Source organism: Vulgatibacter sp. (assembly GCF_041687135.1).
Lineage (GTDB): Bacteria > Myxococcota > Myxococcia > Myxococcales > Vulgatibacteraceae > JAWLCN01.
Genome location: NZ_JAWLCN010000013.1, coordinates 69,966 through 91,818 on the forward strand (window position 1 = coordinate 69,966; position 21,853 = coordinate 91,818).

Consider the following 21,853-nt stretch of genomic DNA (forward strand, 5'->3'; position numbering starts at 1 on the left):
CCGTTGGTCCGGAGGGGATCCCGGCCGACCGTGCGGTAGGAGCACGGCCGGCGCCTCGGGGATTCACCCGCGCATCGAATTGCCTGCGCGTCAGTGCTCGACGATCAGGTCCGCGTCGAGACCGGCGAGCCGCCTGGCCACCCAGGGCGCGTCGACGGTGATGGTCTCGCCGCTGCGCTCCGGGGCCTCGAACATCAGCTCGCTCATCACCTCCTCGACGAGGCCGCGCAGCGCGCGGGCGCCGACCTTCTTGTCGACGGCGTAGCCCACGATCTCGCGCAGCGCGCCTTCGGTGAACTCGAGCTCGATTTCGTCGGCGGCGAGGAGCTCGGTGTACTCGCGGATGATCGAGTCCGGCGGCACGGTGAGCACCTGCAGCAGCTCGTCGGCGGTGAGCTCGTCGAGCTGCACCACCACCGGGAGCCGCCCGAGGAACTCGGCGAGGATGCCGTATTCGATCAGCTCTTTGTGGTGGATGCGCTTCATGCGCTGCGGCCCGGCGGCGCGGCCGAAGCCCACCGAGCGCTCGCCCATGTAGCCGTGAAGATCGGAGAAGGTGCCGGCGCAGACGAAGAGGATGTCGCTGGTGTCGACCGGCACGAAGTCGTGTTTGCTCCAGTGCTGGGTGACGTTCAGGGGCACGAAGACCTCGCGCCCCTCCAGCAGCTTGAGCATCGCCTGCTGCACGCCCTCGCCGCCGATGTCCCGGGAGCCGGCGCCGGTCTTCGCCCCCTGGGAGCGCCGGGCGATCTTGTCCACCTCGTCGATGAAGATGATCCCGCGCTGGGCTTCGTGGACGTCGTGGTTCGCCCGCATGAGCAGGTCGGCGACCATCACCTCCACGTCCTTCCCGTAGTAGCCCGCCTCCGTGTACTCGGTGGCGTCGACGACGGTGAAGGGCACGTCGAGGATCCCGGCGAGGTTCCGGGCGATGTGTGTCTTGCCGGAGCCCGTGGGCCCGATGAGCAGGATGTTGCTCTTCTTCACCAGCGAGCGGCCGCTGCGCGATTTGAGCGCGAGGCGCTTCTGGTGGTTGTACGCAGCGATGGCGACCGCTCGCTTGGCCCTGTCCTGGCCGATCACGTAGGGGTCGAGCCTTTCGTAGATCTCCCGCGGCGTGAGAATGCGGGGCATCCCCATCTCGATCTGCCTGGCCACCATCCCTCCCGGCGTTTGGCGTTGGCCCCCCGGTACGTAGGAAACGGTGGGGTCGGCTCCGGTGGGTGTCCACCGGTTGACGCCGGGCAGCAGAGGTACACCCCCCTCAGTCGTCCTCGGGAACGAGCAGGCTCGACCATTTCACCTGCAGCGCAATCTCGTGGACCCAGCCGCTGCCGTCGGTGAGCCAGCTCGGCCGGTAGCCGAGGGTGAGGTAGGTCTGCTGCCAGCTGTAGATCGGCACCGGCACCTGGAAGAGCAGATCGACCGAGGGGGCGGGCTCCTGGATGCTGGCCCCCACGCCGAAGAGGCCGAGCGCCCCGAGCTCGACGCCTGCAGCCGGGCGGAACTCGCCATCGACGGCGGCGCCGCGGAGCCGCAGGCCCAGGGAGAGCCAATGCCAGAGGAGGTTGGCCTCCGCCACGGCGCCGGGACCAACGTCGCCGCGGTCGACGACGAGGGCAGGACCGGCGCCCACCGAGACGTCGCCGAGGCGGGCGGGGGCAGCGGAGGCTGCGGCGGGGAGGAGCAGGGCGAGGAGGAGAAGACGGCGCACGGCCGCCTTCTACCAGACCCGGCGCAGCCCGAAAGCGTTTTGGCAGCTGATCCATGTCGGCGCGGTGCGACATGAAACCGCGACGAATTCGATGAGGGCGGGGGCGGCGATGCGTTGGCGACTTTACGGCAGGTCGTCAAGGCCGCTATCCTCGCGCCTTCTACTCGTCTGGAGGAGTGTACCTTGAGGAATCGTTCTCCGGCTGCCCTCGTGGCGGTGCTGGTGGCGCTGGCCTTTGGTGGCTGCAGCTGTGAAGACCCCGTCACCAGGGAGCTCGTCGGCGTCCCCGCCGCCGACAAGACCGCGCTCAACTACGGCGAGGTCTGCAGCGAAAGCCTGCAGCACCAGACGTTCACGCTGTCCAACTCGACCAGTGGCGTGCTCACCGCCGCCCTCTCGGTCACTGGCGATGGCGCCGAGTTCTTCTCGGTCGATCCCGCCAACGTCACCCTGCGCGGCACCGGCGCCTCGCAGCAGATCACGGTGACCTACCAGCCCACCGGCGACGTGCTCGGCGACCGCCACACCGCCAACGTCGAGGTCGCCTACACCGGCGAGGGCAACAAGCCCGCGGTGCTCAGCATCGAGGTGAGCGGCGAGGTCGCCACGACCTCCGTGGCGCCGAAGGTCTCGATGGCCTGCGGCACCGACGCTGGCGGCGAGCCGCTCCCGCGCTGCAACCAGGGCGGCCTCGAGGCCTGCTGCTCGACCTACGACGCAGGCGACGGCACCTTCCGGTTCGAGGCGCTCAGCTTCGGGCAGCCCCGCGTGGGCGACACCGCCACGCTGCCCCTCCGCATCGAGAACCTCGGCTGCGGGAATCTCGAGGTCAGCTCGATCACACTGACGACGCAGGCGTCGATGTGTGGCGACGACGTGATTTCCACCACCGGCATGGACGAGTCGCCGATCATCATTCCCGGCGGCCTCGGTGGCGGCGAGGGCCATGATTTCTCGCTCTCTTTCACTCCCGATAGCGACTGCACCTACGCCGGCTCGGTGACCGTCAACACCACCGACGACAGAGGCGAGCCGATCGCCATCGCTTCGACGGTGCTGGGTACGGGCCGTGATGCCAAGCTCGTCGTGAGCCGGAACCAGCTCTACTTCGGCGAGGTCACCCCTGGCACCACCTCCGACATGGAGTTCGCCATCCGCAACAGCGGCACGGTGCCCATCAACGTCACGTCCGTCCAGATCAAGAACGACAAGGCCAACACGCTCGACTTCTCGATCCTCAAGATGGAGAAGGACGCCTGCAACGGAAACACGCCGTCCGGCAACCGCACCGAGGTGACCATCGGTTCCGGCTACACCTTCGCCGGCACCGACGCCAAGCCGAACTGCGGTGACGACGAGGTCTTCGTCACCGTTCGCTACACCCCCGGTTCTCCTGCCGACCAGGACCGCGCGCACTTCGAGATCGTTTCGGACGAGGGCGCCCTCAACAAGCCGACGCTCCAGGGCGGTACGGATCCCGTCATCGGCTCCGACCCCGACATGGTCTCGTTCGGCATGCCGGCCAACCTCTGCAACGGCGGAGACCAGTACAGCTGCAGCCGCATCGACAACCAGTGCACCACCGTCTGCTCGAACGACGCCGACTGCGGCGCCGGCGGCACCTGCTACGGCGCCGAGGGCAACACGCCCGGTACCTGCTTCGGTGACGACGCCTGCGCGGTGACCTGCGGCACCTCGACCAACACCGTCCGCATCACCAACAGCGGCTTCGCCGAACTGGTGATCGGCACCCCCTACATCACCGACACGAGCCACGGCGATCCGCCGCAGGATCCGAACGGCTGGGACCTCTTCGAGGTGGGCGCCAACAACTGCACCGGCAACCCGGTGGCCAAGGACGAGTACTGCGAGATCGAGGTCAGGTTCCGCGACAAGAACACCGGCGGCTTCTCGGACGCCTACCTCAAGGTGCCGAGCAACGATCCCCTCTACGAGGAGACGCCGTACTTCGTGCAGCTCCGCGCGGTGACCAAGGTCGACAACGCTCCCACCGCCACGTTCGTCTCCTCGCCCGACCTCCCGCGCAAGGAGAGCTGGGTGCGGCTCGATGCCCTCAACTCGACCGACGATCGCGGCATCGCGGGCTACCGCTGGGAGCTCATCTCGGCTGCGTCCGACGCTTCGTTCCTCAACGGTCTGGAGGGGCCCATCGACCCTGCCAACCCGAACGCAAACTGCCCCGCGCACTACAACGGTGGGGAGTGCATCCGGTTCCCGGTTGCGGGCAGCACCCGCGTAATCGAGTTCCGGCCCGACATCGCCGGCTTTTTCGAGTGGCGCCTGATCGTCACCGACACCGGTTGCGACCCGGCCCACGAGACCAAGTTCAACCAGGCAATCTCGATCTCCAACTGACCGACCGCTCCAGGTGAGAACGACGAAGGGGAGGCCACGTGCCTCCCCTTCGTCCGTTCTGGCCCCAGCCGCAGTGCAGGCGCACCCACGCGCCAGCAGTCTCAATCCACCGTCGGCAGCCGATGCCTCTTCGGCGCCACCAACTCCGCCAGCGTCGCCTTGCGGTAGACCTCGAGCATCCGCTCCTGCCCCTCGCGCCAGACCGAGAGCATCGTGCACGAGGGCGCCACCGAGCAGGCGTCGTGCTCCGCCTCGTCCCCCTCCTGCAGGCAGACGTTGACGCGAACCGGCCCCTCGACCGCCTCGATCACCTCGAGGAACGAGATCTCCCCCGCAGGCTTGGCGAGCGCATAGCCGCCGCCGCTGCCGCGTTGGGAGACGAGCAGCCCGGCGTCCGCCAGGGTCTTGAGGATCTTGGCGAGGAAGTCCTCGGGGACCTCGATCCGCTTGGCGATGTCGCGGAAGGGCATCAGATCACCCTGCGGCCGCCCGGCGAGAAAAATCATCGCGCGGAGGCCATAGTCGATCTTGCGGCTGATCTGCAGGACGTGCTGCATTGCCTTCCCCATTCCGCCCGGCAGCCGTGCATCTGGCGCCGGCGGCCTTTATAGCTTGGTGCTTCGAGGAACGGCCACCGGTGATCGACCTGCACAGCCACACCACTGCGTCCGACGGCGTCCACCCACCCGAGGGGCTCGTCCGCCTCGCGGCAGCAGCAGGCGTCACCGTCCTCGCGGTCACCGACCACGACACCACCGCCGCCATCGCCGCGGCCACCCGGGCAGCAGAGGAACAGGGCGGGGCGCTGCGGATCGTCCCGGGGATCGAGATCTCCTCCCTCTGGAAGGGGAAGGAGATCCACGTCCTCGGCCACTTCATCGACCCGGCCGACGAAACCCTCTGCTCCCGGCTCGCCGTCTTCCGGGAGGCGCGGGAGAACCGGATGGCGGCGATGGTGGAGCGCTGCCGCTCCCTCGGCCTCGACGTCACGCTCGAGGAGGTCGAGGCCCGCCGCACCGGCCCCGGCACCCTGGGCAGGCCGCACCTCGCCAGGCTGCTGGTGGAAAAGGGCTACGCCAGGGACTTCCAGGGCGCCTTCGACAAATGGATCGGCAAGGGATCGCCGGCCTGGGTGGAGCGGGCGATGCCCGACGCCGCCGAGGCCATCGCCCTGATCCGCGGGGCAGGGGGCTGCGCCACGGTGGCCCACCCGGCGCTCTCCGGCCTGGTGGAGAAGGACCTGCGCGCCCTGGCTGCTGCAGGCATGGTGGGCCTCGAGGCGGATCACCCGGCCCAGACGCCGGACGTTCGCAAGAACCTGCGACTCCACGCTCGCACCCTCGGGTTGTGTGCGACGGCAGGCTCCGACTACCACGCCGATGAAACGGGCGGGATGCGACTCGGCACCGAGGGCATGGAACCCGGCGAATTTGCTGGCTACGAAGCCCTGGCGACACGTTCCACAATGGTACCGTGAAACACCCTTGTCCGGCAGTGGATTGTCGTTGACAGGGTGGGGGTCGGTTCCTATCCTCCGCGCCTCGCAAGACCCCCAAAGGTCCCCGCGGACGAAAGGCTCGGCGTCATGGAGCACTTGCCCAATTGGTTTCCGATCCTGGTCGTGGTGGTCATCGCCACGGTCATGGTCCTGGTGCTCACCTTCCTGAGCTGGCTGCTGGGGCCGAAGCGGATGACGGCCATCAAGGCGACCGCCTTCGAATGCGGCTCGGAGTCGTCGGGCAGCGCCCGCGAACGCTTCAGCGTGAAGTTCTACATGGTTGCGCTCCTCTTCGTCGTCTTCGACGTCGAGGCCGTCTTCCTCTACCCGTGGGCCGTGCTCTTCAAGGAGCTGGCCTGGCCGGGGTTCATCGTCATGGGGATCTTCCTTTTCCCCGTGGTGATCGGACTCGTCTACGAGTGGAAGAAGGGCGCGATGGAGTGGGATTGATCCCGCTCCTCGAGGTGAACTGAGATGGCCGAGAATTTCCAGGCGATTACGACCCGGCGCGAGGAAGCACAGGGCTTCATCGAGCGCATGGTTTCGCGCGGCCTCGGTTGGGCGCGCAAGTACTCGCTCTTCCAGTACCCGTTCGTCACCGCCTGCTGCGGCATGGAATACATGTCGATGGCGGGCGCGCGTTACGACATCGCCCGCTTCGGCGCCGAGTTTCCCCGGTTCTCGCCGCGCCAGGCGGACCTGCTCATGGTCGTGGGTACGGTCAACCTGAAGCAGGCGCCGATCCTCAAGCGCGTCTACGAGCAGATGGCCGAGCCGAAGTGGGTCATCGCCTTCGGCGTGTGTGCGTCGTCGGGCGGCTTCTACGACAACTACGCGGTGCTGCAGGGCATCGACAAGATCATCCCGGTGGACGTCTACATCCCGGGCTGCCCGCCGCGTCCCGAGCAGGTGCTCGACGGCCTCATCCTCCTCCAGGAGAAGATCCAGGCCCAGTCTCACAAGCTCATCGACCGCCACCCGCCCGAGCCCGAGCTGGTTCGTCCCGCGGGTCGCGACCTCGTCTCCGGAGTGAACAAGTGAGCGAGTTTGCCCTCCAGCGGATCGCCGAGCGTTTCCCCGACGCGGTGGTGCAGGGCTACAGCCTGCACGGCGACGAAACCCTCGTGATCGAGCGCGCCCACCTCCTCGAGGTGGCGCGGTTCTGCAAGGACGATCCGGAGCTCGATCTCAAGCTCCCGCTCTCCGTGACCTGCGTCGACTTCATCGACGAGAAGCCGCGCTTCGAGCTGGTCTACACGCTCTACTCGATCACGAAGAAGCACCACCTGCGCCTCAAGGTCCGCGTGCCCGAGGAGGATCCGGTCGTCGCCTCGGTGATCTCCGTGTGGCGCGGCATGGACTACTGGGAGCGCTACTGCTGGGACATGTACGGCGTTCGCTTCGAGGGCCGTGGCCCGGTGAAGCGGCTGTGGATGTACGAGGAGTTCGAGGGGCACCCGCTCCGCAAGGACTACCCGCTCCGCGGCCGCCAGCCGCTCATCCCCGAAGCGGACGTCCAGGACATCTACCGTGGTCCCGGCCCTGGCCCCGGTTCGCCGCCGGCGAGCCGGCCCAACCCGCCGCGTCCCTCCCAGCTTCCCGTCATCAAGTAGCCTCCGCCCTCTCGCAGGACGGAAGAGGCAGAGAAGATGCCTGTACAGCGCGATTTCGAGGGAGCGTCCGGCGCGGACTCCGCACTGGAAGCACGCCTCCCCACCAAGACGATGTCGCTCAACATGGGGCCGTCGCATCCGGCGTCCCATGGCACGGTCCGCTTCAACATCGAGCTGGACGGCGAGAACATCGTGAAGCTCGATCCCGAGATCGGCTTCCTCCACCGCGGCTTCGAGAAGAGCTGCGAGAACGTCTCCTGGACGCAGTGCCTGCCGTATACCGACCGGCTCAACTACGTCTCGGCGATGTGCAACAACTTCGGCTTCCTCTCCGCGGTGGAGAAGCTCGCCGGCATCGAGATCCCCGAGCGCGCGAAGTTCATCCGCACCCTCGCGGCGGAGCTCCACCGCGTCTGCGACCACCTCACCTGCTGCGGCGCCATGGCGCTGGAGCTCGGCGGTTTCGCTCCCTTCCTCTACGCCATCGAGGCCCGTGAGCTCCTCTGGGATCGCGTGGCGGAGCTCACCGGCGCGCGCCTCACCACCTCCTACGGCCGCATCGGCGGCGTGGACCGCGACCTGCCGGAAGGCTGGGAGAAGAAGGTCCGCGACACGCTCGAGAAGGTGCAGGAGTTCCGCGCCGAGATGGATGCGCTGCTCACGCACAACCGCATCTTCCTCGACCGCACCCGCGGCACCGGCGTGATGAGCGCCGAGGACGCGGTGGACTACGGCTTCACCGGCCCGATGCTCCGCGCCTCCGGCGTCGACTACGACATCCGCAAGGCCCATCCCTACTGGGTCTACGACCAGCTCGACTTCAAGGTGCCGCTCGGCACCACCGGCGACAACTACGACCGCTACTACATCCGCATGATGGAGATGGCGGAGTCGATCTCGATGATCGAGCAGTGCTTCGACAAGATGAAGCCCGGCCCGCACATCATCGACGACTGGCGCTACGTGCTGCCCCCCAAGCCCCAGGTCTACTCGACCATCGAGGGCGTCATCGGTCATTTCAAGATCGTGATGGAGGGCATCAAGATCCCGAAGGGCGAGTGCTACGCCTACACCGAGACGCCGAACGGCGAGCTCGGCTGGTACCTCGTGAGCGACGGCTCCGGCAGGCCCTACAAGGTGCATTGCCGCGCCCCCGGCATCCAGCTGGTCGGCGGCCTCGAGCACATGGTGAAGGGCAGCCTCCTCCCCGATCTCATCCCGACCTTCGACGCGATCAACATGATCGGTGGCGAGGTGGAGCAGTGACCGACGAGAAGAAGCCGACCGCGCCGAGCGAGGCAGTGCCCGCCGGCAGCGCCCCCGCGATTCAGCAGGCTCCGACCACCACGCCGCCCGCGGATACCGCGGCCCGGCCCGGTGGCGAGGCGAAGCCGGTGGCGCCGCCGCCGAACGTCGCCCCCGCGTCGCCTGCAGCGCAGCAGCCGAAGCCCGGGATGGTCAACGCCTTCATCGACGGCATCCCGGTGAGCGTGCCCCCCGGCACGCCGATCATCGAGGCGGCCAAGACCGTCGGCGTCGACATTCCCTTCTACTGCTACCACAAGGGCCTCTCCATCGCGGCGAACTGCCGCATGTGCATGGTCGAGGTCTCGAACGCGCCCCCGGGCAAGCTCGTCCCCGCCTGCCAGGCGCCGGTGGCCGAAGGGCAGAAGGTCACGACCAATTCGCCTCGCGTGCAGGAGCAGCAGCGGGCGGTGCAGGAGTTCCTCCTCCTCCACCACCCGGTGGATTGCTCGATCTGCGACCAGGCCGGTGAGTGCAAGCTCCAGGATTATTTCATGGAGTACGACTTCCGGCCGTCGCGGCTCGACATGCCGAAGTGGATGAAGAACAAGCGCAAGGACCTGTCGGAGAGCATCACGCTCGACCAGGAGCGGTGCATCATGTGCACCCGCTGCGTGCGCTTCATGGCCGAGGTGGCGCAGGAGCCCGTGCTCGGCGCCTTCGGCCGCGGCACCCGCGAGGTCATCGACGTCTTCCCCGGGAAGCAGATGATCTCGAACTACCAGGGCAACGTCGTCGACATCTGCCCGGTGGGTGCGCTCACCTCGAAGGACTACCGCTTCCGCGCCCGCTCGTACTTCCTGACGGCGACGCCGTCGGTCTGCACGGGCTGCGCCCGCGGCTGCAACACCTTCCTCGATCACTTCCAGGGCGTCCCCTACCGCTACCGGCCGCGGGAGAACATGGACGTCAACCAGTACTGGATGTGCGACATCGGCCGCGGCAGCTACCACGAGCTCTACGAGAACCGCGTCGCGAAGGCGCGGGTGGGGCAGGGTGACGTCGCTCCCGCCGAGGCGGTGCGCGTCGCCGCCGAGAAGCTCAAGGGCGGCAACGTCGCCGTGGTGGTCTCGCCGGTCCTCTCCCTCGAGGACGCCCTCGCGGTGATGCTCCTCGCGAAGGAGGGCATCGGCGCGAAGGAGATCTTCGTCTCGGGCCGCAAGGACGAGACGGGCGACGACTTCCTGCTGAAGGCGGACCGCAACCCGAACCGCAAGGGCGTCGAGCTCGCGGCGCAGGCCTTCGGCCTCGGGCTCCGCAGCTGGAACGACCTCGGCAAGAGCAAGGCGCAGTCCGTGCTCCTCGCCGGCGTCGACGTGCCCTCCGAGGGCGAGCAGTTCGCCGCGTGGCTCGGCAACGCCGGCTCGGTGGTGGCGCTCGCCGCCAACGACACCGCGGTGACGAAGGCGGCCCACGTGGTGCTGCCGCTCGCCACCCACGCCGAGACCGAGGGGACCTTCGTCAATTTCGAGGGCCGCGCCCAGCGCTTCCTGCCGGCGTACCCCGCCCGTGGCGACGTGCAGGGGGGCTGGTTCTGGGCAGGCGCCATCGGCGCGGAGCTCGGGCTCGCCTACCGCTACGCCTCCGCCCGCGAGGTCTTCGTGGAGCAGTCGCGGCGTCTGCCCGCCGGTGCCCTCGGCGACTTCGACTGGAACAAGGTGCCCCGCAACACCCTGCGTGGCGTGACCCCGCTCACCGGTGGCACCGTCGACGGCCGTCCCGCCGGCTGGCGGCAGCTCGTTCCGCTGAAGACGCCCACCTCCGCCTGATCAGGGGATCCCGATGCGCGCTGCACTCGTCACATCCGTCATCATCGGCATCCTCGCGCTGGCGTTCGGCGCGGTGGCCGTCTTCTACTTCCTCGCAGCCTTCGGCGGCGTGGTCACCGAGGCGCTCTTCGGCGCGGGCCGTGCCTACATCGGCATGGCGGTCGTCAACACGCTGACGCTGATCCTCGGCGCGGTGATGATCATCGCGTCGATGCTCACCCTCGCCGAGCGCAAGTGGTCGGCGATGATGCAGGACCGCATCGGTCCGAACCGCGCCCGGTTCTCGATCATCCCCGGCCTCAAGAACCGGCCGTTGGCGGGCCTGCCCCACTTCCTCGCGGACGGCATCAAGATGCTGACCAAGGAGGACGTGGTGCCGGGCTCGGTCTCCCGGACGCTCTACGCCCTGGGGCCGATGCTCGCCTTCGCGCCGGTCTTCGTGCTCTTCGCCGTGGTGCCGGTGGCTCCCGCCATCCCCGCGGCGGAGATCCCCTTCATCGCCGGGATCGCCGATGCCTTCGGCGCCAGCGCCGCCTTCCCGGTGGCGCTCACCGTGGCGCCGAACCTCGACATCGGCCTGCTCTACATCTTCGCCTTCGCCTCGCTGGCGGTGTACGGCACCTCCCTCGCGGGCTGGGCGTCGAACAACCGCTTCGCGCTCCTCGGCGGCGTCCGCGGCGCTTCGCAGATGATCGCCTACGAGATCGCGCTGGGCCTGTCGCTGGTGGGCTGCATGATGGCCTACAGCTCGCTGCAGCTCGAGACGATGACCGCCGCCCAGTCGGTGGGCGTCTTCGGCGGCGTGCTGCCGGCCTGGGGCATCTTCCTCCAGCCCTTCGGCTTCCTGCTCTTCTTCACCGCCGCCTTCGCGGAGACCAAGCGCGCCCCCTTCGACGCGCCGGAAGGCGAGTCGGAGATCATCGGCTACTTCGTCGAGTACTCGGGCATGCGCTTCGGCCTCTTCATGATCTCCGAGTTCATGGAGATCGTGGTGCTCTCCGGCGTGGTGGTCGCGATCTTCCTCGGCGGCTTCCACCTGCCGCTGCCGCCGGCCTGGGGCGTGGAGCAGTGGATCGCCGCGAATTGGGGCGTCTTCCCGCTCGCCGTGATCCTCGGCCTCACCTTCCTCGCCAAGCTCGGCATCCTGACCTGGGTGCAGCTGGTGATCCGCTGGACGATGCCGCGCTTCCGCTACGACCAGATCCAGACCCTGGGCTGGAAGGTGCTGCTGCCCCTCGCCATCGTGAACATCGTGGTGACGGGTGTGCTGATCCTGCTGGATACCTCGCTCGATCTGCTCGCGCTCGTGGGCATCGTGCAGCTCCTCCTGCTCGTCGGCATCACGGCGCTCTACCCGTCGAAGCGGCCCACCAGCGTCCGCTACAGCGGGGAGAGCACCGCCGCTCCTTCCGTGGCCTCCGGGCACGGTCACTAATCGAATCCGCCAGCGCCGGCGCCTCCCCGGAGGCGTCGGCGGGAGATGGTCCCCAGATGGCCCACGATCCCAAGCACGCGCCGCGCGAGTTCCACATCGAGGAGGACAAGGGCCTCTCGTGGTACGAGCGGCTCTACATCCCCGAGGTCCTCCGCGGTCTCGCGGTGACCACCCGCCACTTCTTCGGCAACTGGTTCGGCAACCGCGACGCCAACCCCGAGGTCGTCTACCGCAAGGGCACCCTCGGCAACGCGGTCTCCACGGTGCAGTACCCCGAGGAGAAGATCCCCTACCCGGTGGGCTACCGCGGGCTGCACCGCCTGGTGCCGCGCGAGGACGGCAAGCCGCGCTGCGTGGCCTGCTACATGTGCGCGACGGTCTGCCCGGCGCAGTGCATCTACATCGAAGCGGGCGAGTACGCCGACGATCCGATCGAGAAGTATCCGACGGCCTTCGTCATCGACGAGCTCCGCTGCGTGGTCTGCGGTCTCTGCGTGGAAGCGTGCCCGAAGGACGCCATCCGCATGGACACCTTCACCCACGTGCCGCCGGAGTTCCGCCGCGACGGCTTCGTCTATCCCGTCGAGCGCCTGCTCAAGGGGCCTGCGGTGAGCTACCCCAGCGATCCCTGGGTGAAGCGCCCGGATTCGAAGCAGCCGCCGCAGCACGTGCCGATGCACGGCCTCGCCAAGCACAGCACCGAGGCGGTGGAGTCGAAGGCGCAGCACCCGGTGGGCCGCGCCCATCCGACGCAGCCGCGCTTCGTCGAGGCGGACTTCCAGAAGCCGGTGATCGGCGCCGGCCGCAAGTAGGCCGGGGCGGATCAGCCAGCGAACGCACGAAGGGCTCCGGCGACGGGGCCCTTCGGCGTTCCTGGGGGAGATGGGCGTGCACAGGAACGACGAAGCGGGGCCGCCATCGCTGGCGTGCCCCGCTTCGTTCATCCGGCTGCTGCCGCCGACTACTTCGCGGCGGTGGCCTTGTCGGCCTGCTTGATCAGCTCGACGTCGATGGCGATCTCGACGTCCTCGCCGACGAGCAGCCCGCCGGTCTCGAGGGCCTGGTTCCAGGTGAGGCCGAAGTCCTTGCGGTTGATCTTCGTGGTGGCGGTGCCGCCGATGCGGACGTTGCCCCAGGGATCCTTCGCCTCCTGGTTCAGGCCCTCGACGCGCAGAACGACCGGCTTGGTCACGCCGCGGATGGTGAGGTCGCCGTTCACGTCGAGGACGCCGGGGGCGACCTGCTTGGCGCTCTTCGACTTGAAGGTGAGCTTCGGGTGCTTGGCCACGTCGAAGAAGTCCGCCGCGCGGAGGTGCTCGTCGCGCTTCGCGTCGCGGGTGTCGATGGAGGCGGCGTCGATCGTGGCGTCGATCGCGATCTTCTCCGGCGCCTTCATGTCGTACTGCACGTTGCCGTTCACCTTGGTGAACTCACCGCGGACGGTGCTCACCATCATGTGCTTCACCTTGAACGAGGCGTTGCTGTGGCTGGCGTCGAAGGCCCAGCCGGCGGCGAAGGCGAGGGAGGGGGCGGCGAGGGCCGCTGCGGCGACGATGCTGGCGAGGATGCGGGTCATTTCTTACTCCTTGTGAATGATGCGCGCGGATCCCTTCCGCGCGAGGCGTACAGGGCGTCGTGCGACGCCTCGGTGGGCGGACGCTCGAGGCGTCCGAATCTTTCAGTCAGGAACGCAGGGCGAAGGTCCGCATGGAGAGCGTTCCGTAGTGGAAGCCGGTGAAGATCGGCTCGTGGACGTCGCCCGGCGTGGATGCGCCGAGGACGACGAAGACCGGATCGAAATGCTCGCTGGTCGGGACCGCGAGCCTGCCGCTCGGCGCCTCCCGGAAGGCGCGCAGATCCCGGTCCCCGGCGAGGCGCTCCGCGACCCACTCGTCGAAGCCGCGGGCCCAATCCGCTGCGGGAGCGAATTTTTCCCGCCACTCGAGGATCCGCAGGTTGTGGACGATCCCGCCGCTGCCGAGGATCAGCACCCCTGCGTCGCGGAGCGGGCGGAGGGCCTCGCCGATCCGTAGCAGCTCGTCCGGGGTGCGGGGATCGGGAAGCGAGACCGCCACCACCGGCACGTCGGCCCGCGGCTTCATCCGCAGCAGCGGCACCCAGGCGCCGTGGTCGAGGCCGCGCCCTGCGTCGAGGGTCGCCGGAAAGCCTGCGGCGCCGAGCCGCTCGCTCACCTCGGCGGCGAGGGCGGGCGCGCCGGTGGCAGGGTACCGGACCTCGTAGAGCGCCCGCGGGAAGCCGCCGAAGTCGTGGATGGTGCCGTGGCGATCCGCGGAGGTGACGCGGATCGGGCCGCCGGCCTCCCAATGCGCCGAGACGACGAGGATGGCGCCAGGCGCCTCCGCCGCGCCGAATCGGGCGAGGGCGTCGGTGTAGGGATCGGTCTCGATCCCCACCATCGGCGAGCCGTGGGAGACGAAGACCGCCGGGGCGCGGCGGGGCTGCTGCGAGATCACCGGTCCACCACCTTCCGCTGCGCCGAGGGCCCGCACGCCACCCCAGCCACCGAGCGCGGCGAGGCCGGTGCCCGCTGCGAGCTGGAGAAAACGGCGGCGATCCATCGGCTTCATCTCGGGCTCCGTCCCCCTCGGCCTGCCGCCACCGTGGCGGGCGCCGAGTCGGATGCAATGCTTCGACATTGGTTGCATCGATGTCGAACGATTTAGCATCGAGGGAGGATTCCCGCAACAGAGGGGCGGGGGCTATCGGGTGCGGCGGCGCCGGCGTGTGCCCAGCAGGGCCAGCAATCCGGCTGGCGCCGCGCCGGCGCTGCTGCAGCCACCGCCCGGCGCGGGGGCGTCCCCGGTGCCAGCGGGGCAGGGCGCGGCACCCGCCACGTCGTCCTCGTCGAGGAGGACGCGGCCGGCGGCGAAGGCGGCGCCGCCGCCCCGGACCCGGGCCTGGAGGGTGAGCCAGCCGCTGCCGCCGCCGGCGCAGCGGACGTCCACCGGGACCAGGCGATCCGTGCCGCCGGTGGCGGTGGCGAGGAGCCGGAGCCGCGTGCCCTCCACGTCGTCGATGGAGCCGAAGAGGTCGACCACCACCGACGCCTCGGCGGGCCAGGTGGAGAGGCGCACTTCGTAGGCCGGCCCCGCGGCGCTGTCGTTGCGGGCGGGGGCGTCGACGAAGACCGAGGGAGCAGCCGTTCCGCCAGGCTCCACCACGGTGAGCACACCCGCCGGCGGCACGTACTGGCTGTGCCCGTCGGCCTCGTGGACGGCGGCCCAGAGGAACCAGTGGCCCGGGCCGAGGGCGGCGGTGTCGATCGCCGCCTCGTTGGCCCGGTCCTCGATCGCCACCGGGCCGAAGACCACCTCGCCCTCGATCCCCTCGATCGGCCAGCTCGCCACGTAGGGCGGCGCCGGCGTGCGCCTGGCGAAGAGGGTGAGGGTGCCGCCGCCCACGTCGGTGTCGTGCCAGCGCGCGGTGAAGGGCGCACCTGCCTCGACCACGTTGCCGGGGCCCGCAGGCGCCTCGAGGGCAACGGGGAGCTCGCCGTGGGCAGCGGCCACGGCGGGGCAGGCGAGGGCGAGGAGGGCGGCGAACCGGCGCATGGGGGCCGATGGTAGCGGGGCCGGGGCTGCGGGGCGAGCGAGCGCGTGCCAGTGGCGCCGCTCTCCCCCCGCTGGCAGGATGCGCCGGTGTCCACGCCCCAGGCCAGCTCGCGCGCGCGCGAATCGCTCCGGCGCCTCGGCGATCGCCTCGGCAGGCAGCCCCACCTGACCGCCGTTCGCGACGGCGTGGTGGCGGCGCTCCCGCTGGTGCTCATCGGCTCGACCTTCCTCCTCCTCGCCCAGCCGCCGCTGCGGGTGCTGCAGGAGTGGGCCGCGCCGTACCTGCCCACCCTGATCGTGCCCTACCGGATGCTGGGCGGGCTCATCGCCCTCTACGTCTGCTTCGGCACGGCGCGCTCGCTGGCGCGGCAGCGGGGGATGGACGAGCTCGGTACCGCGCTGGTGGCGGTGGCCTCCTTCTTCGTCGCCCTGGGGCCGGTGCAGCTCGAGGCCGGCGGGTGGGGCGTCGCCGGCGCGCGACTCGGCGCCGGCGGCCTCTTCGGCGCCCTCGCCATCGCCCTGGGCTCGGTGGAGCTGCAGCGCCTCGTCGCCGCCAGCAACCTCACCATCCGCCTCCCGCCCTCTGCACCCGACGCCATCGGCAAGAGCTTCGCCTCGATCGTCCCCGGCTTCGCCTCCGTCACCGGCTGCTGGCTGGTGGTCCACGTGGCGGGCTTCGATCTCGTCGCCGTCCTCGAGCTGCTGGTGAAGCCGCTGGTCGGCGTCTCCGACTCGCTCCCCGGCGTGCTCGCCCTGTGCCTCGTCGACAGCGCGATGTGGCTGATCGGCCTCCACCCGCTGGCGCTCCTCGCGCCGGTGAAGCCGCTCTGGCTGGCGATGCTCACCGAGAACATGGAGGTCGCCGCGGCAGGCGGCCTGCCGCCCCACATCGCCACCCGGGAGTTCTTCCTCTGGTTCGTGTGGCAGGGCGGCTCCGGCGGTACCCTCGCGGCGGCGCTGCTCCTGCTGCGGGCGCGGAGCAGCACCCTCAAGGCGGTGGGGCGCCTCGGCTTCGTGCCGGCGCTCTTCAACGTGAACGAGCCGATCCTCTTCGGTCTGCCTGTGGTGATGAACCCGCGGCTCGCGGTGCCCTTCGTCGCCGCGCCGCTGGTGAGCGCCACCACCACCTGGCTGGCGATGTCGGCGGGCTGGGTGGCCCGGCCCCGCCTCGACGTGCTCTGGACGCTGCCCGCGCCGGTGGGGGCCTTCCTCGCCACCGGCGGCGACGCAGCGGCGGTGGTCCTGCAGCTCGGCAACCTCGCCCTCGCCGCAGCGATCTGGTGGCCCTTCCTCCGGGCCTGGGATCGCGCGCTCCTCGCTCGCGAGGTGCCGGAAGAGGCGCCGCTCGCCGGATCGCTCGCGGCCTGACCGGGTCCGAAGCGACGGCCCGCAGGGCATCGTGCCTGCCGCTCGGTGGTTGGAACGCCGAGCGTTTGTCGCTAGAAGACGCGCTTCGTCCCTTTGCTCCCGCCGGGAGCCATCTGGAGGTCTTTGTCGTGGGTGCTCTCCGGACCCTGCTGCTCGCGCTCGTCGTCGCCTCGCCCTCGCTGGCGAGCGCTGCGCCGCCCACCGATTGCGTGACGCCGCGCCACGCGGCCGAGTCGCTCTTCGGCTGGCTCCAGCCGGAGTCCCGCTCCCTCGATCTGGCGGCGAGCTGCCTCGATCCCGAAGGGCGCTCGCCCGACGAGCTCAAGCTCGTGGCCCGCAGGCTCAAGGAGATCTACGACGGCCGCAGCCTCTACGTGGAGATGGCCCGGATCTCCGACCGCGAGGACTTCGTCGACCGCAAGAGCGGCGAGGCGCGGGTGGTGGTCCACCCGAAGCTGCCCACGCTCTACGTGGAGAAGCAGGCGGACGGCATGTGGCGCTGGCCGCGCCCGGTCCTCGACCGGGTCGACGCCCTCCACCTCGAGACCTATTCCGGCGTCGCCGAGGGCTTCATCGACAGCATGCCCCGCAGCCTGCGCGGCGCCGTCTTCGGGGTCGAGCTCTGGCAGTACCTCGCGCTCGTGGGCCTCGTCTTCGTGGGCCTGCTCCTGCGCAAGGTGATCCAGGTGGTGGTGGCCAACCGGATCCAGCGGCTGGTCGGCCGCTTCGGCCAGGCGTGGGCCAGCAAATTCGTCGGCGCCCTCGACTCGCCCGGCGCCACCCTGGTGATGGCCGGCGTGATCTCGGTGGCCTATCCCTCGCTCCACCTGCCGATCAAGGCGGCCTTGGTGGTGCAGGTGGCGGTGCGGGTCCTCGCGGTGATCTCCGTGGTCTGGGCCGCCTACCGGCTGGTCGACGTCTTCTCGGAAGGGCTGGCCCACCGCGCGGCGCAGACCGACTCCAAGCTCGACGATCAGCTCGTGCCGCTGGTCCGGCGCTCGATGAAGGTCGCCACGGTGATCCTCGGCGCGCTCTTCGTGCTCCAGAACCTCGACGTCGACGTGGGGTCGCTCCTCGCCGGCCTCGGCATCGGCGGTCTCGCCTTCGCCCTGGCGGCGAAGGACACCCTCGCCAATTTCTTCGGCAGCGTGATGATCTTCGCCGACCGGCCCTTCCAGATCGGCGACTGGGTGGTGCTCGACGGCGGCACCGAGGGGATCGTCGAGGAGGTGGGCTTCCGCTCCACCCGGATCCGCACCTTCTACAACTCGCTGGTGACGGTGCCGAACTCGAAGATCGCCGACGCGAAGGTGGACAACTACGGCGCCCGCAGATACCGCCGCACCAACGTCACCCTCGGCCTCACCTACGACACCACGCCGGAGCAGATGCAGGCCTTCGTCGAGGGCGTCCGCGCCATCCTCCGCGCCAATCCCCACACGCGGAAGGACTACTACGAGGTCCATTTCTCGGGCTTCGGCGCCCATTCGCTCGACGTGATGCTCTACTTCTTCTTCGAGGTGGCGAGCTGGACCGAGGAGCTCCGCGAGCGGCACAACGTCTATCTCGAGGTGCTGCGGCTGGCGAAAAACCTGGGCGTGCAATTCGCCTTCCCGACCTGGACGGTGCACCACGAATACGTGGCGGAGCCCGGGGCGCCACGGCAGCTGCAGCCCCCGCTCTCGCCCGAGCAGCTCGCGCAGGTGGTGCAGGCCCACGGGCCCGGCGGCACCCTCGCCAGGCCCGGCGCCAACGAGCTCGCCGGCGGCTGGTACGCAGGGCAGGAGCCCGCCCCTGCGCCCCCGGCCCGGGCGAAGAGCGCCTGACCGCTTCTCGGATCTTGCCCACGCACTGGGCGCTCACACCGTGACGCGGCGGTGGTGGGTGAAGGCGCCCGGGTGGCGCCGCCGCTCGGGCACCAGCGAGAAGGCGAAGAGCAGCACCGCCACGATGGCGTTGTTCCAGGTCGTAGAGCCGCTCGCCGTCGGCAGGGCGAAGGCCGAGATGAAGAGCCAGATGGCGAGCGCCGTGTTGAGGAAGCGGGCCTGCGGCGCCGCCAGCGAGACGAGCGCGAAGACCACCGCGGCGGCGCCCGACGCCCACGTGTTGAAGAGCTGGGCGTCGCTGTGCCGCCAGGCGAAGGCCGAGATGAAGAGCCAGGCGCCCACCATGGCGCTGGCGATCCGGGCCCAGCTTCCACTGCCCTCGTTGCGGACCATCGCGCCTGTCGTCATGTCGATCCCTCCCTTTCCTGCGTGGGGCGGGCCGCGAGCGGCGCCGCTCCTCCTTCAGGCGTGGCCAGCGCCACGGGCCCTGTCAATCCACTGCCGGCACGGCCCCCGTCGTCTCGTGGTGCCACCGCCCGCCTCGCAGCGCTGCGAGGAAGCCGTCGGCCGGCAGCGTGTTGAGCACGTCGGCGCTGGTCGCCCGTCCGCGCCGGGCGGTGGCCACGCCGTAGCGCAGCGCCTTCATCCCCAGGGTGGAGTGGGCGTCGGTGCTGACCACCAGCTTCACCCCCATCCGCACCGCGAGCCGCACGTGCGCCCCGGAGAGATCGAGGCGGTGCGGGGTGCCGTTCACCTCCATGGCCTTGCCGCTCGCGAGCGCCGCCTCGAAGACCTCCTCCATGCGCAGCGGGTAGGGATCCCGGGAGCCCACCAGCCTGCCGGTGGGGTGGCCGATCCACGAGAGCAGCGGGTGGGAGAGGGCGCGCACCAGGCGCCGGGTCTGCCCGTCCTCGTCGAGGCCGTGGCGCTGGTGGATCGAGCCGATCACCACGTCGAGCTGCTCGAGGATCTCGTCGGGGAAGTCGAGGCTGCCGTCGGCGAGCACGTCCACCTCGCTGCCGCGCAGGAGCCGCACCTCCGGCACCTCCTCCTGGACCCGGGCGATCTCGTCCCATTGCTCGCGCAGGCGATCGGGGGTGAGGCCGCGGGCGTAGTGGCTGGTCTGCGAGTGGTCGGTGATGGTGAGGTATTCGAAGCCGAGGTGCCTGGCGGCGATCGCCATCTCCAGGATTGAGTGCTTCCCGTCGCTGTAGACTGTGTGGCAGTGGGTCATCCCCCGGATGTCGTCTTCGGTGAGCAGCGCCGGGAGCTCGCCGTGGTGTGCGTCGGCGAAGGCCTGATCGTCGTGGCGCAGCTCGGGCGGGACGGGCTGCATCCCGAGGTCCGCGTAGAGCGCCGCCTCGTCCGGCGGATCGAGACGCCTGCCGTCGCTGCCGAAGAGGCCCGTCTCCGCCACCTCGAGGCCGAGCCTCTCGGCGCGGTCGCAGACCAGCTCCAGGTGGCGCCGCGGGCCGGTGTGGAGGAGGAGGGCAGGGGCCCAGCCCTCCTGCGGCGTGGTGACCAGGGTGACGCGGGTGCCGTCGTGGAGCTGGACGGTGCAGGTGCTCGTGGTCTGCTCGAGGATCCTTTCCACCGCGGGGAAGCGGGTGAACCACTCGAGGGTCCGCTTCGGATCGTTGGTGGCGGCGAGGAGCTCGATCCCCTCCACGCTCTCCTCCCACCGCCGCACCGCGCCGGCGATGCTCGCCCGGTGCACGGCGGGGTCCTCCTCCACGTGGCCGAGGATCTCCTCGGCGATCGGCAGCGCCTCCGCCAGCGGCTTGCTCGCTCCGTGGCGACGCTGCTGCTCGATGCCGCGGAGGACCGCCTCCACCTTTTTCGGCCCGAAGCCCTTCAAGCGGCCGAGGCTGCCGTTCGCTGCTGCCTCCTCCAGCGCCTCCACCGTGTCGATGCCGGCCTCCACCAGCTGCGCCACCGACCTGGGCCCGAGCTCCGGCACCCGGAGGAGCGCCGCGGTACCGGCGGGGTATTTCGCCCGCAGGCGGTCGAGCAGGGGGATGCGTCCCTCGGTGAGCAGGCTCTCGATCTTCTGGGTGATCGCCGGGCCGACGCCGGGGATCTCGCCGAGGCGGCGCTGCCTCGCCAGCTCGTCGAGGGGCTCGGCGAGCGCCGCGATCCGGTCGGCGGCGACGCGGTAGGCGCGCACCTTGAACGCGCTCTCCCCATCGACCTCGAGCAGGTCGCCAAGCTCCCGCAGCGCACGCGCCACATCATGTCGGTCCATGCTCGTCGCCCTCCGTTCGCGCGAACGTCGTGTTATGGAGGATGGCCATTGCGGGAAGAGGTTTGGATCGTGAGCAAGCGGGTGCGGCTCGGCCCCGCCGACCTTCGGGACGGCGAGATGCGGGGCTACGAGTCGGAAAGCGGGCGGCTGGTGCTCCTCGGGCGAGTCGACGGCAGGTACCGCGCGATCGACGATTGGTGCAACCACGCGGGCTGCCAGATCTCCATGGGCTGGCTCGACCGGCGGCCCGAGGGCGGGGCGACCGCCGTCTGCCCCTGCCACGAGATCGGATTCGACCTGGAGACCGGCAGGAACGTCACCTCGCCGCTGATCTGCGGGGACCAGGAGGCCTTCCCGGTCACCGTCGAGGGCGGCGACGTCTACGTCGACCTGCCGGAGGAGGAGTGATGGCGCACGGCGATCACGGGCACGACCACGACCACGATCACCACCACGACCACGCCCACGGGGAGCAGCGCGGGCCGCACCTCGACAAGGGGCACGAGCCCGGCAGGAGCGACGAGGAGATCCGCCTCGCCGCTGGCGCCGCCGGCCTCGGCAGCGGGCAGGGGGGCCACGACCATGCGCACGGCGGCCTCCGCCACCGCCCCGCTGCAGGCGAGGCGCCGCGGATCCACCGCGCCAGCGCGCCGCGCCGGGTGCAGGTCGGCGTGATCACCGCCTCCGATACCCGCACCGACGAGAACGACACCTCCGGCCGCTACCTCGCCGAGACCCTCCAGGATCGCGGCCACCCCGTGCTCCACCGGGCCATCGTCCGCGACGAGCCGGCGCTGGTGCAGGAGGCGATCGCCGCAGCCCGGGCCGCAGGCGCCGAGGCGGTGATCGTCACCGGCGGCACCGGCATCAGCCGCCGCGACTCGACCTTCGAGGCGATCGACGGCCTCCTCGCCAAGCGCATCCCCGGCTTCGGCGAACTCTTCCGGCTCCTCTCCTTCCAGGAGATCGGCAGCGCGGCGATGCTCTCCCGGGCCACCGCCGGCGTCACCGCGGAGGGGCTCGTGCTCTTCGCCGTCCCCGGCTCCACCGGCGCCTGCAGGACCGCGCTCGAGCGGCTCATCCTCCCGGAGCTCGGCCACCTGGTGCGCGAGGTGACGAAGTAGTCGGCGGC

General features: G+C 70.0%; 21 protein-coding genes. 13 read left to right on the plus strand and 8 right to left on the minus strand.

Annotated features, from left to right (window positions below):
* Window positions 1-90: 90 nt before the first annotated feature.
* Together clpX and ACESMR_RS21520 are read right to left on the minus strand one after the other, a co-directional pair.
* A complete protein-coding gene (gene clpX, locus ACESMR_RS21515) occupies window positions 91-1,140 on the minus strand; it encodes an ATP-dependent Clp protease ATP-binding subunit ClpX (RefSeq protein WP_373049240.1) in 1,050 nt (349 codons plus the stop codon).
* Window positions 1,141-1,264: 124 nt separating this feature from the next.
* Window positions 1,265-1,714, minus strand: coding sequence for a hypothetical protein (locus ACESMR_RS21520; protein WP_373049188.1), 450 nt, complete (start codon window positions 1,712-1,714; stop codon window positions 1,265-1,267).
* 183 nt (window positions 1,715-1,897) lie between these two features.
* Between ACESMR_RS21520 and ACESMR_RS21525 the strand changes: the two genes are divergently transcribed.
* The gene (locus tag ACESMR_RS21525; RefSeq protein WP_373049189.1) at window positions 1,898-4,090 is read left to right on the plus strand and encodes a choice-of-anchor D domain-containing protein; all 2,193 of its coding nucleotides are present in this window, start codon (window positions 1,898-1,900) and stop codon (window positions 4,088-4,090) included.
* Between the two features lie 101 nt (window positions 4,091-4,191).
* Here ACESMR_RS21525 and ACESMR_RS21530 read toward each other — a convergent pair whose 3' ends face one another.
* Window positions 4,192-4,647, minus strand: a complete 456-nt coding sequence (locus ACESMR_RS21530; RefSeq protein ID WP_373049190.1) for an RrF2 family transcriptional regulator — start codon at window positions 4,645-4,647, stop codon at window positions 4,192-4,194.
* 80 nt (window positions 4,648-4,727) lie between these two features.
* Here ACESMR_RS21530 and ACESMR_RS21535 point away from each other — a divergent pair, with 80 nt between their 5' ends.
* The 8 genes from ACESMR_RS21535 (at window position 4,728) to ACESMR_RS21570 (ending at window position 12,522) form a co-directional block, all read left to right on the plus strand.
* Complete coding sequence (locus tag ACESMR_RS21535) at window positions 4,728-5,567, plus strand: PHP domain-containing protein (protein ID WP_373049191.1); 840 nt, start codon at window positions 4,728-4,730, stop codon at window positions 5,565-5,567.
* Between the two features lie 108 nt (window positions 5,568-5,675).
* Window positions 5,676-6,038 carry an NADH-quinone oxidoreductase subunit A gene (locus ACESMR_RS21540; protein WP_373049192.1) on the plus strand — a complete coding sequence of 121 codons (363 nt, stop codon included), beginning with the start codon at window positions 5,676-5,678 and terminating at the stop codon, window positions 6,036-6,038.
* Window positions 6,039-6,062: 24 nt separating this feature from the next.
* Window positions 6,063-6,629: an NADH-quinone oxidoreductase subunit B gene (locus ACESMR_RS21545; RefSeq protein ID WP_373049193.1), complete on the plus strand. Its 567-nt coding sequence runs from the start codon at window positions 6,063-6,065 to the stop codon at window positions 6,627-6,629.
* On the plus strand, window positions 6,626-7,201 hold the full coding sequence (locus ACESMR_RS21550) for an NADH-quinone oxidoreductase subunit C (protein WP_373049194.1): 576 nt from the start codon (window positions 6,626-6,628) through the stop codon (window positions 7,199-7,201). The genes ACESMR_RS21545 and ACESMR_RS21550 overlap by 4 nt, the downstream gene beginning before the upstream one ends.
* 36 nt (window positions 7,202-7,237) lie before the next feature.
* Window positions 7,238-8,467, plus strand: a complete 1,230-nt coding sequence (gene nuoD, locus ACESMR_RS21555) for an NADH dehydrogenase (quinone) subunit D (protein ID WP_373049195.1) — start codon at window positions 7,238-7,240, stop codon at window positions 8,465-8,467.
* A complete protein-coding gene (locus ACESMR_RS21560) occupies window positions 8,464-10,275 on the plus strand; it encodes a 2Fe-2S iron-sulfur cluster-binding protein (protein ID WP_373049196.1) in 1,812 nt (603 codons plus the stop codon). Before nuoD ends, ACESMR_RS21560 begins: the two co-directional genes overlap by 4 nt.
* A gap of 13 nt (window positions 10,276-10,288) precedes the next feature.
* Complete coding sequence (locus tag ACESMR_RS21565; RefSeq protein WP_373049197.1) at window positions 10,289-11,710, plus strand: complex I subunit 1/NuoH family protein; 1,422 nt, start codon at window positions 10,289-10,291, stop codon at window positions 11,708-11,710.
* 56 nt (window positions 11,711-11,766) lie between these two features.
* Entirely contained in the window at window positions 11,767-12,522 is a 756-nt protein-coding gene (locus ACESMR_RS21570; protein WP_373049198.1) for a NuoI/complex I 23 kDa subunit family protein, read from the plus strand.
* 149 nt (window positions 12,523-12,671) lie between these two features.
* Here ACESMR_RS21570 and ACESMR_RS21575 read toward each other — a convergent pair whose 3' ends face one another.
* The 3 genes from ACESMR_RS21575 to ACESMR_RS21585 all read right to left on the minus strand — a co-directional run bounded on the left by ACESMR_RS21575 (window position 12,672) and on the right by ACESMR_RS21585 (window position 15,282).
* Window positions 12,672-13,286: a YceI family protein gene (locus ACESMR_RS21575; RefSeq protein ID WP_373049199.1), complete on the minus strand. Its 615-nt coding sequence runs from the start codon at window positions 13,284-13,286 to the stop codon at window positions 12,672-12,674.
* 106 nt (window positions 13,287-13,392) lie between these two features.
* On the minus strand, window positions 13,393-14,298 hold the full coding sequence (locus ACESMR_RS21580) for a dioxygenase (RefSeq protein WP_373049200.1): 906 nt from the start codon (window positions 14,296-14,298) through the stop codon (window positions 13,393-13,395).
* 132 nt (window positions 14,299-14,430) lie between these two features.
* Complete coding sequence (locus tag ACESMR_RS21585) at window positions 14,431-15,282, minus strand: hypothetical protein (protein WP_373049201.1); 852 nt, start codon at window positions 15,280-15,282, stop codon at window positions 14,431-14,433.
* Between the two features lie 87 nt (window positions 15,283-15,369).
* Between ACESMR_RS21585 and ACESMR_RS21590 the strand changes: the two genes are divergently transcribed.
* Together ACESMR_RS21590 and ACESMR_RS21595 are read left to right on the plus strand one after the other, a co-directional pair.
* On the plus strand, window positions 15,370-16,650 hold the full coding sequence (locus ACESMR_RS21590; protein ID WP_373049202.1) for a PTS sugar transporter subunit IIC: 1,281 nt from the start codon (window positions 15,370-15,372) through the stop codon (window positions 16,648-16,650).
* 128 nt (window positions 16,651-16,778) lie between these two features.
* A complete protein-coding gene (locus tag ACESMR_RS21595; protein ID WP_373049203.1) occupies window positions 16,779-18,476 on the plus strand; it encodes a mechanosensitive ion channel family protein in 1,698 nt (565 codons plus the stop codon).
* Between the two features lie 33 nt (window positions 18,477-18,509).
* Here the strand turns inward: ACESMR_RS21595 and ACESMR_RS21600 are convergent, their stop codons facing one another.
* Window positions 18,510-18,884 carry a hypothetical protein gene (locus ACESMR_RS21600; protein ID WP_373049204.1) on the minus strand — a complete coding sequence of 125 codons (375 nt, stop codon included), beginning with the start codon at window positions 18,882-18,884 and terminating at the stop codon, window positions 18,510-18,512.
* A gap of 82 nt (window positions 18,885-18,966) precedes the next feature.
* Window positions 18,967-20,721, minus strand: a complete 1,755-nt coding sequence (locus ACESMR_RS21605; protein ID WP_373049205.1) for a helix-hairpin-helix domain-containing protein — start codon at window positions 20,719-20,721, stop codon at window positions 18,967-18,969.
* A 69-nt stretch (window positions 20,722-20,790) separates the two neighbouring features.
* Between ACESMR_RS21605 and ACESMR_RS21610 the strand changes: the two genes are divergently transcribed.
* Complete coding sequence (locus ACESMR_RS21610) at window positions 20,791-21,129, plus strand: Rieske (2Fe-2S) protein (RefSeq protein ID WP_373049206.1); 339 nt, start codon at window positions 20,791-20,793, stop codon at window positions 21,127-21,129.
* Window positions 21,129-21,845: a molybdenum cofactor biosynthesis protein B gene (locus tag ACESMR_RS21615; RefSeq protein WP_373049207.1), complete on the plus strand. Its 717-nt coding sequence runs from the start codon at window positions 21,129-21,131 to the stop codon at window positions 21,843-21,845. Before ACESMR_RS21610 ends, ACESMR_RS21615 begins: the two co-directional genes overlap by 1 nt.
* Window positions 21,846-21,853 lie beyond the last annotated feature (8 nt).